14 protein-coding genes and 2 pseudogenes are annotated in these 16,100 nt (G+C 41.0%); 11 read left to right on the forward strand and 5 right to left on the reverse strand.

The annotated features are described in order from the left end of the window. Positions 1-112: 112 nt before the first annotated feature. Positions 113-1,339, forward strand: coding sequence for an MFS transporter (locus DFO73_RS05505; RefSeq protein WP_110063778.1), 1,227 nt, complete (start codon positions 113-115; stop codon positions 1,337-1,339). A 47-nt stretch (positions 1,340-1,386) separates the two neighbouring features. Here DFO73_RS05505 and DFO73_RS05510 read toward each other — a convergent pair whose 3' ends face one another. Both DFO73_RS05510 and DFO73_RS05515 read right to left on the reverse strand, forming a co-directional pair. Further along, positions 1,387-2,913 carry an alpha/beta hydrolase domain-containing protein gene (locus tag DFO73_RS05510; protein WP_110063779.1) on the reverse strand — a complete coding sequence of 509 codons (1,527 nt, stop codon included), beginning with the start codon at positions 2,911-2,913 and terminating at the stop codon, positions 1,387-1,389. Between the two features lie 165 nt (positions 2,914-3,078). Continuing rightward, complete coding sequence (locus DFO73_RS05515) at positions 3,079-3,657, reverse strand: transposase (RefSeq protein ID WP_110063780.1); 579 nt, start codon at positions 3,655-3,657, stop codon at positions 3,079-3,081. 173 nt (positions 3,658-3,830) lie between these two features. Between DFO73_RS05515 and DFO73_RS05520 the strand changes: the two genes are divergently transcribed. The 6 genes and pseudogenes from DFO73_RS05520 to DFO73_RS29765 form a co-directional block, all read left to right on the forward strand. Further along, positions 3,831-4,382 (forward strand): sigma-70 family RNA polymerase sigma factor, encoded by a 552-nt coding sequence (locus DFO73_RS05520; protein ID WP_110063781.1) that lies wholly within the window; start codon positions 3,831-3,833, stop codon positions 4,380-4,382. Then, positions 4,342-5,505, forward strand: a complete 1,164-nt coding sequence (locus tag DFO73_RS05525) for a DUF4367 domain-containing protein (RefSeq protein WP_110063782.1) — start codon at positions 4,342-4,344, stop codon at positions 5,503-5,505. Before DFO73_RS05520 ends, DFO73_RS05525 begins: the two co-directional genes overlap by 41 nt. A gap of 53 nt (positions 5,506-5,558) precedes the next feature. After that, positions 5,559-5,798: an S-layer homology domain-containing protein gene (locus DFO73_RS05530; protein WP_181395930.1), complete on the forward strand. Its 240-nt coding sequence runs from the start codon at positions 5,559-5,561 to the stop codon at positions 5,796-5,798. A gap of 25 nt (positions 5,799-5,823) precedes the next feature. Continuing rightward, positions 5,824-5,949 carry a hypothetical protein gene (locus DFO73_RS29185; protein WP_258309262.1) on the forward strand — a complete coding sequence of 42 codons (126 nt, stop codon included), beginning with the start codon at positions 5,824-5,826 and terminating at the stop codon, positions 5,947-5,949. Between the two features lie 269 nt (positions 5,950-6,218). Then, complete coding sequence (locus DFO73_RS05535) at positions 6,219-6,836, forward strand: cell wall hydrolase (protein ID WP_110063784.1); 618 nt, start codon at positions 6,219-6,221, stop codon at positions 6,834-6,836. A 62-nt stretch (positions 6,837-6,898) separates the two neighbouring features. Then, positions 6,899-6,967: pseudogene (locus tag DFO73_RS29765) on the forward strand (hypothetical protein); the annotation flags it as partial. A 12-nt stretch (positions 6,968-6,979) separates the two neighbouring features. Here the strand turns inward: DFO73_RS29765 and DFO73_RS29770 are convergent. Both DFO73_RS29770 and DFO73_RS05545 read right to left on the reverse strand, forming a co-directional pair. Next, positions 6,980-7,126, reverse strand: a pseudogene (locus DFO73_RS29770) (stalk domain-containing protein); the annotation flags it as partial. Between the two features lie 85 nt (positions 7,127-7,211). Beyond that, positions 7,212-7,841 (reverse strand): hypothetical protein, encoded by a 630-nt coding sequence (locus DFO73_RS05545; RefSeq protein ID WP_110063786.1) that lies wholly within the window; start codon positions 7,839-7,841, stop codon positions 7,212-7,214. 168 nt (positions 7,842-8,009) lie between these two features. On the opposite strand from DFO73_RS05545, the gene DFO73_RS05550 reads away from it, so the two are divergent. From DFO73_RS05550 to DFO73_RS05560, 3 genes are all read left to right on the forward strand, one after another. After that, positions 8,010-9,065, forward strand: a complete 1,056-nt coding sequence (locus DFO73_RS05550; protein WP_110063787.1) for an S-layer homology domain-containing protein — start codon at positions 8,010-8,012, stop codon at positions 9,063-9,065. 155 nt (positions 9,066-9,220) lie between these two features. Next, positions 9,221-10,126 carry a copper amine oxidase N-terminal domain-containing protein gene (locus DFO73_RS05555; RefSeq protein WP_110063788.1) on the forward strand — a complete coding sequence of 302 codons (906 nt, stop codon included), beginning with the start codon at positions 9,221-9,223 and terminating at the stop codon, positions 10,124-10,126. Positions 10,127-10,322: 196 nt separating this feature from the next. After that, positions 10,323-12,236 carry a copper amine oxidase N-terminal domain-containing protein gene (locus DFO73_RS05560; protein ID WP_181395931.1) on the forward strand — a complete coding sequence of 638 codons (1,914 nt, stop codon included), beginning with the start codon at positions 10,323-10,325 and terminating at the stop codon, positions 12,234-12,236. Positions 12,237-12,494: 258 nt separating this feature from the next. Here the strand turns inward: DFO73_RS05560 and DFO73_RS05565 are convergent, their stop codons facing one another. Further along, positions 12,495-13,745: an acyltransferase gene (locus DFO73_RS05565; RefSeq protein ID WP_110063790.1), complete on the reverse strand. Its 1,251-nt coding sequence runs from the start codon at positions 13,743-13,745 to the stop codon at positions 12,495-12,497. Between the two features lie 351 nt (positions 13,746-14,096). On the opposite strand from DFO73_RS05565, the gene DFO73_RS05570 reads away from it, so the two are divergent. Beyond that, positions 14,097-16,013: an S-layer homology domain-containing protein gene (locus DFO73_RS05570; RefSeq protein ID WP_110063791.1), complete on the forward strand. Its 1,917-nt coding sequence runs from the start codon at positions 14,097-14,099 to the stop codon at positions 16,011-16,013. Positions 16,014-16,100 lie beyond the last annotated feature (87 nt).

Here is a 16,100-nt window from a genome sequence, read left to right on the forward strand (position 1 = left end):
CATTGGAATCAAGGGTTGTTTTCTGAATATTTCTATTGTTTATGAAATTTATGTAAAATAGTGGTATCATAATTATATTGAATATAAAGCTTTAGAGAAACTAGGTGGAAAAATGGGTGCCGTAACAGCAATGAAAAGTGAAAAGCAGAAGTATACTTTCCGTGAGGCCGGCTTTAAGAGGATTATGTTTGCCTTAACCTGTGCCTCGATTCTGAATTTTGCAAGCTTATACTTTGTGCATCCGATCATGCCGCTGCTGGTCCGTTCCTATAGCATTAGCTCTGCAACTTCAGGTCTTGCGTTATCTGTGGCAGTTATTTCTATGATTATAGGGTTATTATTTTTTGGGTTTTTATCAGACCGTATGGGGCGAACACGTATTATGCATATTACGCTGATATGCACCATCATCCCGCTAATATTGATGCCGCTTGTGCCAAGCTTTGAGATTTTCCTGTTCCTCAGATTTCTCCAGGGATTTTTTATGGCAGGATTGCCGGCAGCGGCCATTGCTTATATCAGTGAAGAAGTTGCACCGGGCAGCATCAATCTTGGCATTACCATGTACATTGCGGCGAATGGCATTGGAGGGATGATAGGAAGAATAATTACGGGCTATATGGCGGATAGAACGAGCTGGCAAACATCTGTTTATTTACTGTTTGGAATCTCCATTTTATTATTTTTGTTATACTTTATAACACTGCCAAAATCGTATTTCTTCCAGGAAAGCGAAATCTCTATTAAAAAAGATCTTGCTGGAATGCTGTCCCATCTGAACAATAAGCTTCTTTTTCCCGCCTTTGCAATGGGAATCCTCCTGCAGTTCTCTTTTACAGGTGTCTGGTCCTATCTCCCGTTTTATCTTGAGAGAGAACCTTTTGGGTTAACAGTGAAGGACATTTCGTTTACGTATCTGGCTTACACGTTAGGAATGATAGGGCCGATTTTAGCGGGCCGAATTTCTGTTTTTATGAAAAAAACGACCCTAGTTTCGTTAGGGACACTTATTTTAATAGGAGGCTCCCTTTTAACCAATATTCATTCACTGCCAGTCGTAGTAGCGGGCCTTTGCTTAACATGCTTCGGCTTCTTCATCGCCCACTCTCTGATGGCCGCAATCGTTAATGAACGTGCTACCCATCATAAAGGGGGCGCGTCCAGCATCTATCTTGTAAGCTACTATCTCGGTGTTGCTACCGGCGGCTCCCTTACTGGCCTCATCTGGCAAAACACCGGCTGGACAGGGGTTACTGCCGTATCGCTGGGGCTGATTCCGGTTGTGCTGTGGCTGACAGGCAGTTATGGGAAGCTTGTTCAATGGGGGCGTAGTGTTTAATAACACAAAAAGGGTGTCGAGAGATAGACACCCTTTTGCTAAGAAAATTAGTAGGGATCCCTTTCCTCCCCAGTCTTAAGGTCAATAACTTTTACAGGATTTCTAGGAGCTTCAATGGTTTTGCTTTCCGGTGCAGGATGGCCGTTTTCTACCCAGTCGACAAGCAAGTCAAAGGACTGATGAGCGTATGGCAGTAAAGGCTGAAGCTCTTTATCCGGATCTGTGCCCGCATGCCAGACCAGGCTGTCCACATGGTTGCCGTTCTCAATGGTATAAAGTCTGTGCAGATCCTGCTTTCCGGCCTTCTGTATCAGCTTTTGATAGCCTTCTGCGTGGATGTCCGGGAAAATAAGTGCATCAAGTGAACCGGTAAAAGAGATCAGAGGGACATCAATATCACCTGTGTTGGCAACTTCCTTAATCTTTTCCTTAATATCCTTTGGCCGGGTAATATACTTGTAATCTTCAAAAATATGATCATAAGAACGGTCTCTCACACCATTAACGAAGTTCAAGTAATTGCTCCAATGTGTTCGCTCTGGAGCTTCCGGATCAAAATGGTCCCGGTAAATATTCAGTGAAACAAACCAGTATACCTGGTCATGATAAGCCCACAGTTTTTCGGACCCTTTGGGCAATCCAGCTTTGTAGAGTTCTTTGATGGCTTTTTGCTGTTCAATGCCGCTTCCGTATAACGCTTCCCCGGCATTATTGACAACAGTTGTCAGCGAACTGATTAAGTTAGGCGTTTTTTCTGTCCATAAAACTCCTTCCCAATCAACTCCTCCATCAAAAAGACGCGGTTCACCTGTTTTTTCCGGATGGTCATTTTCCAGGGCATATCGGACCACATAGCCTCCATTTGAAATTCCCATCGCATATGTAGGCACTCTGTGCTGCTCCGTAGTTAAGTCACTTGCGGGATTAGAGGCATCTGCCGGATCGATTAGCTGATCGGAATGATGATTGATTAAGTACTGCTGTGCCGCTTTTGTGATTTGGCGAAACCGCTGATGCCATTCTGCTACGCTATCATCCTTATCGGCCAGGGCATTTTTAACTTTTGCCAACGGATCAGCCGAATCGGACTCACCCTGGGTTCCTTTATCGATCGCTGCAAAAGCATATCCTTTTTCCAGGACATAATCGCTAAAAAGCAAGTCAGTAGACGTTTCGTTTCTTGTGGCCGGGATGCCGGATACCACAAGTTTGCCATTCCAATCATCCGGAACCCTGATCACAAACTGCGCATCTTCGAAAGCCCCATTTACCTGTGTCCCGGTCACTTCAGCCGGTTTGTACATTTGGTGCCAGCCCGTACCTTCCGCAGCATTTCCCCAATTATATGGGGTAAGGCCAAGATTTCCATAAAGAGTAGCTTGGTTGAATTGTTCCGGATTCTTGGTGGTCAGCCAGCTGTTGTCGATGCCGTAAAAGTAGGTTTCCTTTACAGAATGTGCACCAGGAATAACAGCATGAGATTTCAAGATGGATTGCTCAGCAAAACTGGTGGCAGGAATGAGTGAGAAGCTTAAAGCAGAGGCCAATGAAAACGCTAATAATTTACTTTTCAGATAAATCCCTTCCCTTCTTTTAACTCATACAACCCCATTCTACTTTTCCTAATCTTTGGAAGCATGGGTCTTATTTATCAATTATTAGAATTTTTAGATTTTATAAGTGCCAGGTACCTATACCAGTCACTAGACCACTAAACATCGGTATAGTATTGGAAACCACTATTTTGAAGCAAGATTTTCAATTTCGAGCTTTTTTATCATCCAGCTGCAGTACTGCTGTTTTTGTTTATTTAGGTTCTGTCCAGAAAACAGTTCTGTTATAGGAGTTAGGTTGATAAAGGGAGGGTACTTCTTTCTGGGAAAATAATAATAGGAGAAGCTTGACCAGCGGTAGTTTTGGGGAGCGGCTGCAATATTTGCCTCTACAGGATTCATGTGAATATAGCGGCTGACTTCCAAAAGGCCATAAAGCTCATAAATTGGTTTGCTGAAAAAGCGTTCTTCGAATAAATGACCGCTTACCTCATATTTTTTGTTGTAGTAATCAGCATAGGATTTGTTGATCTTTCTCATAACCTTGGATAGGGATACTTCCTGGGATCTCAGCAAGAGGTGATAGTGGTTTGACATTAAGCAGTAGCTTGCAATTTCGAGGTTTGTAGAACGGTGAGAGTAGTCAAGAATGTTTAAAAACGAAATAAAATCTAAATCCTCTTCAAATAAATTAGCCCTCCAATTTCCACGGCTGACCACATGGTGAAAATGCTCGGGACTCCATATTCTATTAGGGCGCACCATCTATTAATCTCCTTTCATTTTAATATCATAAAGATATTCTCCTTCATTAATAAAAAATCCTTTTATTCGACAAAATTCGGGTGGTACCTGGTACCATAAAATTACATAACTTTTTTCATTTGGGTTTCGTCTAAAGGTTGAGGTTGAGTTAGGGTTTGGAGAGGAGGGTTAGGATGGATAGGCATGGTGTGATTACGGATTTAATGGATCGGTATGGGACGGAGGTTCTTCATTTAGCATATTCATATGTACGGAATCGGCAGACGGCAGAGGATTTGGCGCAGGAGATCTTTATTAAGTGTTATGAAAAGCTGGATATGTTTGAAGGGAACTCTGCAATTGATACATGGCTTTACCGGATTGCAGTTAATCATTGTAAGGATTATTTAAAAAGCTGGCATCATCGGAAAATGATGGTCACAGATTATATCTCTTCCTTTATAACTGCTAAACATTCTGGGGCAGAGTGGCAGTTTTTTGAAAAACAGAATAAGAGTGAACTACTTGAAGAAGTCTTCCAGATGCCAATTAAATATCGCGAAATTATCTTTTTATATTATTTTAAAGAGTATTCACAAAAGGAAATTAGTGAAATTTGCGGGTTGAATTTAAGCACGGTCAAAGCCCGAATGGTTCGAGGAAGGGAACTGCTTAAGAAATTAATGACAGAAAGGGGTGGAGCAGATGGAGAAGGATTTGAAAAAGATAAAAGATCAAATGCATGACGAGGAACTGGCTGGATTTGTGTTTACCAATGAAATGAAGCGAAACGTTATATCTAAAATAGAAATGAAGAACAAGAAGGGAGGGCTCTTAAAATTGAAAAAATGGGTGCCGGTCGTCATTACTGCAGCCTTTTTAGTCGTTTCCTCTGCTGGAATCTATAAGCTGACGGGAATGGATTCACCGCCTCAAAATGCAGGTCCCAGCGTAGAAACACCTCCTGGGGAAAAAGAAGAGAAGAAACCAGAACTAATTCCCCCAGCATACGTTCCTGAGGGATACATCTTTAAACATACACGAACAAAGGATGAAACTTACGAGCATGTCTATGTCAATGAGGAAGATAATGAAGAATACTTCAGTTATCGAATGCAAAAAGACCAACCGGATTTCAGTAGTGCAAGCCCAAGTAATATTCCTCTGGCGCTAAACCTGCAGGGAAGTTTATTTAAAGGAGACGAAATGAATACGGCTCTTGTTTGGGAGGATGAAGGCTATTACCAGATTGTCGAGCAGGAAGGCGATATGGCTGAGGTGGACTTTTTGAAAATTGTTGACTCAATTATTGCTGAAAAGGGCTTTGACTCCTATTTGAAAGAGGATATTGCTGAACTGGAAGGTCAGCTTGCAGAAGAGAATCAGGAGAGCGAAACAACTCAGCAAAAAGATGAGGTGAACAATTCTGCAGTTGAAGATGAAGGTACAGAAATAGAAGAGGAAACTTCGGAACCCTCACTTGCCGAAAACGAAGCTATCGCTCTGCTGAAAAAATTTTACCAAACCGAGGATGAAATTTTAAGCCATTTTGGTGATGAATATAAGCACCCAAGCTATCAAACAAAAGAACAATTTTATCAAGAATTTACAGGCTTTATGACCCGTAATCTTGTAGAAAAACTGTATCACTATAGGTTAGATGAGAGGGACGATGGCTTATACCATCTTCCTATGGACGGATTTATTACTTATAAGGAAGGGAAGCCATATCAGTTTAAAAAGGAAGAAAATGGCCAATACATCCTTACTCAAAACTTTAACAGTGATATGCACGGCAAAGGAACCTTCTATGCAACATTTACCTACCAAAACGGAAAATGGATTATTACAGATCACGGCAACAGATAGGAGTACCAGGTACCTATGCCAGCTTGACTCGTACTCAGTTTGCTTAACTGCTAGTGCGTTCTCTTGATCTTACAGCAGATAAAGCAGCACCATTTAAGGATTTAGGAAAGTTTCCAGAAGATATTAAAGCTGACATTAATGCTGCCTATGCGAATGGATTGATTAAAGGTACAACGGCTGAAACTTTTAAACCAAAGAAAGCAATCCCTCGCGCTGAAATGGTTACAGTGCTGATTCCGTGCATGCAACCTGAAGAACGATACAGATTACAAAGCAAAAGAAACTTCATTTGAAGATATCCAAAAGCTTAATGCTGAAATGAAAAACGCTGTTGCAGCAGCTGAGGGACTTGGATACGTTGTCGGCTTTGGCGACCTATTCAAACCAACAGAAACAGCAACATGTGCACAAAGTGCAAAAGTATTATCTCTATTCCTAAAATAATAGAAATCATAGAATGTGGAAGCTGACTCTACTTTTGGAGTCAGCTTTTTTCGTTTATAAAAGTACCAGGTACCTATACCAGTTGGCACAACTGGTATAGGTACCTGGTACCCTAATCAAAACTGAATCTTTATGCCGAGTTTTTTCTTTATTAGGGTGGGTAAAACACATGGGTAGAATAAAAAATTTAAAAGGGAGGGCAGAGAAAAGCAGAGTAATACAAAACAACATAATAATTAAATTTTCTATACATAAGAGGAGAGATCAATTTGAATATCATAAAATGGTTTACAGCAGTAATCGCAATGGTATTTGTCCTGCATGTCGGCCAAACTGCTGCGGAAGCATCTGTACTTAAAAACGGATCTGCAGGTTCCGAAGTTACATACCTACAATCCATTCTAGAAAAGCTCGGGTATTTTGAAACAGAAAAAACAGGCTACTTTGGACCTGTCACAACAAATGCAGTAGAAAGCTTTCAAAGAGACTTTGGTTTAAAGGTCGATGGGATTGTCGGGGTTAACACCTCGGAAATGCTTAGCAATGTAGATATGATGGCTCATGTGGTTTATGGAGAAGCTCGCGGAGAAAGCTATGAGGGACAAGTTGCCGTGGCTGCTGTCATTTTAAATCGCGTACAATCGGATGAATTCCCTAGCACCATCTCAAATGTTATTTTCCAGAAAAATGCCTATACAGCTGTAAGTGACGGCCAGTACTGGATGCATCCTAACGATATAGCGTACAGGGCAGTGAAAGACGCATACCTTGGATGGGATCCTTCTTCAGGCGCTACATACTATTACAATCCAATTACTGCAACCGATCAGTGGATTTTCACAAGAACTGTTATTAAAGCCATTGGCAGCCACAGTTTTGCATACTAGTTTTCCGGATGAAAAGGGCCTGCTATTAATGCAGGCTCTTTTTTTGAGTTTCCAAGCAGGCCACTGTAAATGGTGAAAAGGTACAGCTAGATACAGCGCCTATTATAATGAATGGAAGGATCATGATGCCCATGAATTTCCACCAAAACCTTGGTCCGGCCTTTAATAGCCCAAATATGCGCATATGGTTCCCGAGTGTCGATATCAGCTCCCAAGGCCGTAAAAGTCCCCCGCATAGGAATGAGGGTATATCCGTTCTTGATAACGGCCGGCTGGTCGTAGTGTTGCATCTCTCCATTAATATGACATTAACATTTATGCCCGCTCCCGCTTATGATACGAAGACAGCTAATAACAATAGTAGGATATTTATTTCTAATCGACTTTTACATAATTTTCCTTTTCCGGAGATTCCTTAGAGGTTATTCTGGCAAAAAGCAATATCAGTGGAGCGTTATAGGCAAACACTAAAATCCAGGGATGAAGAGCATCAAAGAGAAATAGCATAATAGTATAAATAGGCAGTAAGCAGTAGCTCAGAGCCGAAAATAATAAATACAATGGGATATTCAAGCGGTCTTTAACTTTATCGTATAATAAGACCATAATAATCATAGCTAAAATGGTAAAAGCGATCCTCACAATTCCCAGAGAAAGAATAAAGTATCCCCAGATAGGATTGATGGAGTTCTCGTGAACAGTGGTAACAAATGCATAATAAACCCAGTGAATTCCCTGGCCAATAAAGAAACCGGATAACAGGCCAAATATGTATTTCGAGTATTTTGGTTTGCCGATGACAAATCGGTTTATAATAAGAGTCATGATAATAATCATGAGCAAGGACCATTTCATATCGGGCCTAACTCTGATTAAAGCATCTCCAACGTGATATTGCTGCTTTATAAAAAAGAAGAAACCTGATAACATATCGAAAAAACTAAATACGGCTACTACACTAAAAAGCATGCTATAAAACGCATTCCTTGCTCTTTTCCTTCTCATAAAAATCTCCCCTAGTCTCCTTCTATTTTTCTATTATAAATACCAGAATAATAAAAAGGATTCCTTTTCTATAATTACCATTTATTACTAATAGATTTAATATTATAAATCGTATATTATCCTCTTAGCACAATAAAATTTTTATATTTTGAGAGGGGAAAAAACAACTTGAAGGCAGTTAAATTATTGCTTGTTTTGGTCTTTGCACTAATTCCTTTTAACTCAGCTTTTGCTGCTGAGAAGCCGCTTGACGCTTATTTTCCAATGGATATGGATATCGAAGAGCATTGGGCTTACGATGAAATGGAAGATCTGATTAATGCGGATATCGTTGATGGATTTTTAAACAGCGATAACGAAATGTATGTTAAACCGAAAGAGAACATTACACGAGCACAATTCGTGAAAATTATTGTCACAGCATTAGGACTTAAAAGCAATGGTGCGGGAAAAACATTCCCAGATGTAAAAACAGGTGTATGGTATTCTGAGCCAATCCAAATTGCCAGCTCATTAGGCATCATTGAAGGGACACCAGATGGAACATTTGGCCCAAATAAAAACATTACCCGCGCAGAAATGACGAAGGTAATCGTAAATTCTTTTGAAAAGACAATTCAATTCCCATCATCCGGCGGCAAAACATTTACGGATGTTTCTGCAGACTACTGGGCTACTGAATTTATCAGCAAAGCAGCTGCTGCCGAAATCGTAAATGGCTACGGAAATGAATTCAAACCGAAAAACCTTGCAACTAGAGCAGAAGCGATGGTCATGATTCACCGTGCTTTGCACCAGGAGCAATCCAACCTTCCTGCAGATGAAGATATCAAGGCATTTTTAACAGACCATATTACGCGCGAAAACGCGATCGTTGAAGCTGGTAAATTTGAAGAGTTAGCTGCTCTTTACGAAGAAAATGGCACAGGTTATTACAGAGCTGAAGGTGTAGAACTAGGCGGTGCTATGTTCCCTGGTGAAGGTGAAGAGGTCACAATCACAATTGAAGACGAAAACCTGAACCTTGATGTCCTTGGTAAAGCGGATCGTTTTGTAACGGTTGAAGCAACAGGCATGATGATCACAGTTGTATACAAGAGTGACGGATTCAACATGGACTTCACGACTGAAATGGATGGAATCTATGATCTGAAAAAAGATCCGGTTAGCGGAGATTGGAAGATTTACAGCTACTATCCACTATTTGCCGAAGAAGAATTTTAAGAGAAAAAAACAGAGCCAACAGGCTCTGTTTTTTTTATTACAAAATCTCCTTTCCAACGAACTTCGGTTTCTCCCTAAAAAACCCAGTTAGTAGGCATAACCGCCCAAAGCCGGCATATTCATTCTATATAATAAGGAAAATTGGGGTGAAGTTTTTGAAAAAGAGAGCAGCTATCCTTTCTATTATGCTGCTGGGATTTCTATTATTTAATAGTGCTCCAGCGGCGAATGCCTACAGTAAGCATGGTCCAACCTACGTGTTTATTGATGGAAAAGAGCCTCTATTTACAAATGATCCGTTTATTAAATACGGAACGACACTTATTGAATTCAGGCCAGTTTTTGAAATGCTTGGTTTACAAGTTGGATGGGACTCCAAAACCAAAACAGTTACAGGTAAAAAGGCGAACTTAACGATCAAAATGCGAATCAATGATCGAGTGGCATATGTGAACAACAAAAAGGTGATTCTTTCCCAGGCGCCATTAATTCTGAATGGACGGACGATGGTTCCGCTGCGGTTCGTGGCAGAGGCAAGCGGTAAGAAGGTTTATTGGGATGGAACCACGAGAATGATCATCATTAATGATGGAAACTTTACAAAAGCCGATTTTACATTTAACGAAAGTGATATCAGCCCACAATTGGTTGAAGATGCGAAAACCGGAAAGCTTGGTCCATTCCACGCCAGCCAGCATGGAAAACCACTGGCGCAAATCGTAAACAAATATGGTTTTCCTGATGCAAGACATGATGGAACTCCCTATTCAGATGATATACCATTTGTTATCTATGGTGACTATCTCATGTACTACTTGGGGACAAAGGGCCCTGATTATACCAAGCAGCCAACAGTTAGAAGCATACACGCCATTTTGCCCGAAGCTGTTACAAACCAGGATATGATCGATATATTCGGCCGCGATTACAAATTTGATTATGGAATGTACACAAACATGATTTACGATTTAGGAACTTACACGGTATATATTGAAACAGAGGGTGATCGTTCCTACAATCATCCGTACTATCTATCAGTAGGAGAACCTGAGTGGAATTGATCATAAAAAAGCTCTATTAATCCCGGTTAATAGAGCTTTTTTCCTTGAAGTGCTCCCATCTTCTAGAAAATTTCTCTTTAAAAGGTGTAAATTTACTATAAAAATGGTAAAATTAAGGAGCTTGTTCGCGGGTGGGATTATTTACCCATTTCTAGTGAATGAGTCACACCAATGTGAATATCTAGAAGATGTGGGGATGGGGAAAGTGGTAAAGAAGAAGTGGAGAATGTTTGCTGTGCTAGCGGCCCTTTTGTTAATGCTGGATCTAGTTTTGCCTATTGGACAAATAAAGGCAGCTGCCTCCAGTAAGTCAATAGAAATTACGGTTGATGGAAAAAGGCTTTGGCCTGATGTACCGCCTGTGATTAAGGACGGCAGGGTAATGGTGCCGTTTCGGGTTATTTTCGAAGCCCTGGGAACGAATTTTTACTGGGATAATGAAAAGAAGAAAATTACGTCAACCAAGAATGAAACTTCATTCGAGTTATCCATCAATTCCAAGTATGCCTATGTAAACGGGAGCAGGATCACCATGGATGTCGCGCCGATGATTAAGGACGGACGAACACTGGTCCCATTGAGATTTGTAGGGGAAGCCTATGACTCCTATGTTGACTGGGATGGAAAAAACCGAAAAGTAACGATTACGACTGCTGGGGATAAACCGGCTGAACCTGCACCGACACCAGCGCCATCTGTCCAAAATTATTCTTTATTTTTTAACGACCAGAAAGTAGACACCAAAACGCCGCCGATTATTAAAAATAATCGTGTACACGTTGCAATGGAGTCACTTTTAGAGCAAATGGATGGAGAAGTGTTCTGGTCAGATATGGGCAGCAAGATGATTATTAAAGTCGATGACGTGGAATTGATCATTTTTCCAAATGAAAAATTTGCCCAGATTAACGGAGAGTATATCTACACGACCGAAAGTCCTGCATTACATAACGATGTGTTTTATATTCCGCTATCCTATTTGAAAGAAACCTTTGGCGGAACCTCAACCTATAATGCTTCGACCAAAACGGTTTATATAAAAATAAATAAAGCAAAGTTTGTCAGTGACTTTTTAAAGGTTGAGACAGTTAATATCGTTAGGCCAAAGAATATACCATCTGCAACTTTCGCCGGACAAAGAAGGCTGATGGTGAGTGACAATCCTGAAATGCTTGATCCGAGAACAGTTCCTTACGCGGAGGCAACTCTGTGGCAGGATACAGTGGATACGGATAAGCAGTCGATGGACCATCGGGTTTATGGGTGGCATGTCAATAAACTAAATAAGAAAATAAACATTGGGATTACAATAGAAAATCTTTCTTCTACAAACGATTTGGAGATTGTGAATGCAAGAGGAATTGACAGAACTACATCCAATGGCTGGTACCACCATGATGTAGGCTTGCCAATGGCTGAAGCGGTCCTGCTGAATAAGCTAACTTCCACGGGTCAATCTGTGGTAAAAGCAAGCCGGACGGTAACCATTAACCAGTTTGCAGTAGAAGAAGAGTTCCTGATTGGATTCCTTCAGGATTTAACAGTAAAAAAAGCGGCTGGCAGCGGGAATTTGAATTACAAAATTCGTGTAGTCGTAAGCCAGAATGGCGGTGAGCTGACTTCGATTAACTACGATCCTTTGCAAGTGGACAGTGTAAACCTTCATCCACGTGGGGTTTGGGAAAGCTCGAAGCTCCAGGCTGTTTTACCGGTTTATGAAGCAGGCACTTCTGAAGTTGCCTACAGCATCTCAAATGGCATCACAGATAATCTGATGTCCGGGGAAACTTCACTGTTTGGTTCAGGAATCAATGTTGTCAGGAATCCGGGCCATTTCGGTGCAACTTACAAGGTGAAAATTCCTATTGCGAATCTAACCGGGCAGTCGAAGACTGTCCGAGTGAGACTTGGGGCAAGAGGCGGCCGCTATAGCGGTGCAGTTAAAATCAACAACAAGGTTCTGCTGGTGCCAACAATAAAGCCAGGAACTGAAACAGCAAATGTTATTGATTATAAAGTCACGGGTGTTCAAGATGAGCTTGAGCTCGAAATTATGCATGGCGGTGGGGCAGCATTGCCGCTTGCGGTTGACTTGATTACACTGGATTAGGAAAAAGGCTGACGCCCACGCGTCAGCCTTTTTGTTTTGCGTTGGATGAGAAGGCGGGGGCCTGAGTTGTGAACTCTGCAAATAGATTGCTAAATAAATTTATGGAATCTGCAAATAGAACCGGCATTCCGCAAATATGCAAACCTGAGAATATACTTTACTCAATAGTATTTACGGCTCAAAAAAACTCAAAAAATTATTTCTAAAAATAATTTCACCATAATAAAAACCACATGGCCCCAAGCCATGTGGTGTACATTACCTCTTATTTTTCCGATCGCCAGGAAAGTCTGAATATGCCCAATTGCCATCATCATCTTTATATCGGAACATTCCGGAATTTTCACGTTCTTCTTTACGTGCTTTTTCCTTTTTCGGCACTTCAAACAGCGGAGCCATTTTCCCGAAAAATACCCAGTATCCTGGAACAGCTGTGTAAAAGAACCGGACGATCAGCCAGCTTAGGATGAAGACTGCAAAGAAGGTTGTAATCTGCCAGGTATGGAATAGGACTGGCGATCCCCCAGAAATAAAGCTTCTGAAGAAGATGAGAAGCATCGGGTGTACCAAATAGATGCCAAAGGAGGTTGCGCCTATTTCCATGAATAGTGCTTTTGTTTTAAGTGAGATCCTGTCATTGAGGATATGTGCAAGCACAAACAGCATAACCCCTGCAAATAATGCATGAGTTGCCCAAGTGAACTCGGCCATGTTCGCATTGATCCATTCTGGCCAATGTTCAGAGATATCCACATAAACACCTGTCCGCTGAAATAACATATAGCTTGTATATAAGCCAAGCATCGCCAAATACCCAACAGTGAGGAACGAAATGGTTCGGATTCGGTAAGCTTTTTCCTTCATTTTCTCTAAAATCGTATCATAATAAATGCCAAGATAGGCTCCGACGAAATAGAACGACATATAGGATAAGGAGATGCTTCCTTTAAATGGAACCTGGAAGTATTCCCGGTTTGCCCATACCCAAAGCCATTGGATCACGAGCCCTAGCCAAATGGCATTTTTTCTGAGAAAGTCTGATTTCTTAAATAGAAGAATTAAGAATGGAAATAGTACATATAACTGTACACTTATAAAGACGAAGTATAAGTGCGGATAGGCTTTCCCAAGGGAAAGCTTCCATATGAAGTTGTCTGCTGCTTCCTGAATAGTGAAATCATAATATAAATACCAGGTTAAGCCAAAATAAAGGCTGGAGAATACGACATAAGGCAGCAAAATGAACTTAAGCCGTTTTTTGTAAAAGTTTTTCATTAGGTCGAAAGTTAATTTCCGATGATAATAATTGTAAAATAGCACAAAGCTGCTGAGCATAATAAACGTAGGTGTTCCTAATTTGCCTGCGATATTTAAGAAATTATAAATCGGAAATAAGGTTGAATCCGGAGGCAGCTTCGTCACTCCTTGAGATGAGGAGTGGACCACCAAAACGGCAATAATCGCAAAGGCTCTGGCTAATTGCAGTTCATCAAGGCTTTTTTTCTTCATGATATCACCACTTCTAAATTTCGTATGTGTTTTATCATTCCCCAAAAACCCCTTTCACACATCCTGCTTTTAGTTAAAGTTCTTTTAAGCTGGCTGCTGATTTCCGCTCTGCTCTAATCAAAATTTCTAAAATTAACCATCAGCTTGAACTAAAAACAAAGCAAGAATACCAAAGAAAATACCCTAATGAAACTAATTCAAACTATGTAAATTATGGAAAAAGGGTGTGGGGAGCTGATATAAATAGTTTTATAGCCTATTTAAAAATTTGTAAAAAATCTAAAATCAGGTAGAGAAATATGTAGAATTTTGCTAGATTAGTAAATAGAAAACATTAGAGGGAGATTATTAATGAAGCGAATTCTACTAGGTATTGTTACTGTCTTTTTACTTTTGGCTCATGCACCTTCTACTTTTGCCGCGGATGATATTACAGGCCATTATTATGAAACCGACATGCGTGTACTGATTGCAAAGGATATTCTTGGTGGCTATGGACCAGGGGAATACAGGCCCGACCAGCAAGTTACACGTGCTGAATTTGCCGCATTAGTGGTCAGGTCGCTGGAGCTTCAGCCGATGATGGCTGCAGAGTTTTCAGTTGCATCTGCAGCAGAGCCTTTATTCAAGGATGTAAATCCGGAAAATTGGCACTATGCTGCAGTAGACGCAGCCGTTAAAGCAGGGATTGTTGGCGGATATCCTGATGACACGTTTAAGCCAAATGCAAATATTTCCCGTCAGGAAATGGCTGCGATGATTATGCGTGCCATTAATACAAGAGCCATATTTTCAGAGACTGTTAGTTTAAACTTTAAGGATAATGATAAAATTAATCCGATTTTTAAGGATTCCATCCAGAGATTGCTGTATTTGGGGGTAATGTCCGGTAATTCAGACGGCACATTTGGACCGCTTACAAATACAACTAGGGGACAAACCTCAGCTGTATTGAACAGAATGCTGAAAGTCATTAACCCTCCGCAGAACCTTGAATTCAAGGTAGCTTCCATTGGTACGGATGGAACGCCTATTATCCTCAGAGAATTTGAAACGTTTGCTAATGCGAAAAGCAGTGTTCAGGATAACCAGGTTGTACTGCAAGGAAACACCATTGTATATATGAAAACAGGTGTAGCTGCAGCCAATAAATTCACAATTATTTATGATAGTGCTGACTTATCAGGCAATGGACGTACGTATGTAAATACGGGAACAGAATTAAGGTATTTTGATGCTACGGAAACAGCAGTCAAAATCCAGCTGGGCAGCAATGTTGGATATGTCGCTCAGGATAATGTGAACCTGATTCCGAATGCACTTGTCTCCGGCCGCTCTTATTATAAACGGGTTGGCGGGGATCTATACCATAATGTCTATAACCCGGTGACGAACAGCTACACAGGTGACACTCTTCTTGGAAAAGCTCCTTCCTTCATGACAGAGGGTCAAAAATATTACAGCTGGGATGGGTTTAACTATTCCCTTGCAAGCGGGACAAGAGCAGGTGAGGCTTATACGTACTTTAATCACTTGCCCCTTCATGTAAAAACAAGCTACACAGCAGAGGAAATAGACAGATATTTAACGGAAAAGTATCCAGACGCCTATAAATCGAAATTCCCTGTAAGCCCGCTGGCTGGAACAGGGAAGGATTTTAAAGAGATGGAAGCAAAATATCAAGTAAATGCACTTTATTTGATGGCACATGCGATCCATGAAAGTGCATGGGGAACAAGTGCGATTGCACAGGATAAGAAAAACCTTTATGGGATGAAGGCATATGACAGCGATGCATACGGCAGCGCAACGACTTATGAATCATTCAGAGCTTCCATTGAGGATGCAGCCAAGTATGTTACAACAGCCTACCAGGCACCAAAAGGCACGTATTATAATGGAGCGGTGCTTGGAAACAAGAGTGTCGGAATGAATGTAAAATATGCATCCGACCCTTATTGGGGTGAAAGAATTGCCGGCCATATGTATAGGGCCGACAGCTTCCTTGGCAGCAGGGACAATAATGCCCTTAAGCTGGCTAAAAATTCAATCGAATCCCTTAATGTCCGTACAGGCTATGGGACAAGCTTTCCGATTCTTTATGCGCTGAAGATTAAAGGAATTCCGTTTGTTTATACAGGAACTGGACAGAAAGACGGCGCTCTGTGGTACCGAATCATTTCTGATGATATCAACAACCGCGACGGCTATGTTTACGGAAACGGCTCATTGGGCCAATACGTAAAGGAATTACCGCTCGCCAAATAATGGATTTTTACAGGAGAAGTAGCATCTAGGTGTTACTTCTCTTTTATGTTATATTAATAAAGAATATTTTTGGACAAGGAGTAAAAA

This window comes from Cytobacillus oceanisediminis (assembly GCF_003182355.1).
Classification (GTDB): Bacteria; Bacillota; Bacilli; order Bacillales; family Cytobacillaceae; genus Cytobacillus; species Cytobacillus oceanisediminis_A.

What these genes read in the sequence shown, in the direction of transcription:
- DFO73_RS05520 (WP_110063781.1), top strand. Translation starts at nt 3,831, where the DNA reads ATGGATAGGCATGGTGTGATTACGGATTTAATGGATCGGTATGGGACG.
- DFO73_RS05505 (WP_110063778.1), top strand. Translation starts at nt 113, where the DNA reads ATGGGTGCCGTAACAGCAATGAAAAGTGAAAAGCAGAAGTATACTTTC.
- DFO73_RS05565 (WP_110063790.1), bottom strand. Translation starts at nt 13,745, where the DNA reads ATGAAGAAAAAAAGCCTTGATGAACTGCAATTAGCCAGAGCCTTTGCG.
- DFO73_RS05570 (WP_110063791.1), top strand. Translation starts at nt 14,097, where the DNA reads ATGAAGCGAATTCTACTAGGTATTGTTACTGTCTTTTTACTTTTGGCT.
- DFO73_RS29185 (WP_258309262.1), top strand. Translation starts at nt 5,824, where the DNA reads ATGAAAAACGCTGTTGCAGCAGCTGAGGGACTTGGATACGTTGTCGGC.
- DFO73_RS05560 (WP_181395931.1), top strand. Translation starts at nt 10,323, where the DNA reads ATGGGGAAAGTGGTAAAGAAGAAGTGGAGAATGTTTGCTGTGCTAGCG.
- DFO73_RS05515 (WP_110063780.1), bottom strand. Translation starts at nt 3,657, where the DNA reads ATGGTGCGCCCTAATAGAATATGGAGTCCCGAGCATTTTCACCATGTG.
- DFO73_RS05545 (WP_110063786.1), bottom strand. Translation starts at nt 7,841, where the DNA reads ATGAGAAGGAAAAGAGCAAGGAATGCGTTTTATAGCATGCTTTTTAGT.
- DFO73_RS05525 (WP_110063782.1), top strand. Translation starts at nt 4,342, where the DNA reads ATGGAGAAGGATTTGAAAAAGATAAAAGATCAAATGCATGACGAGGAA.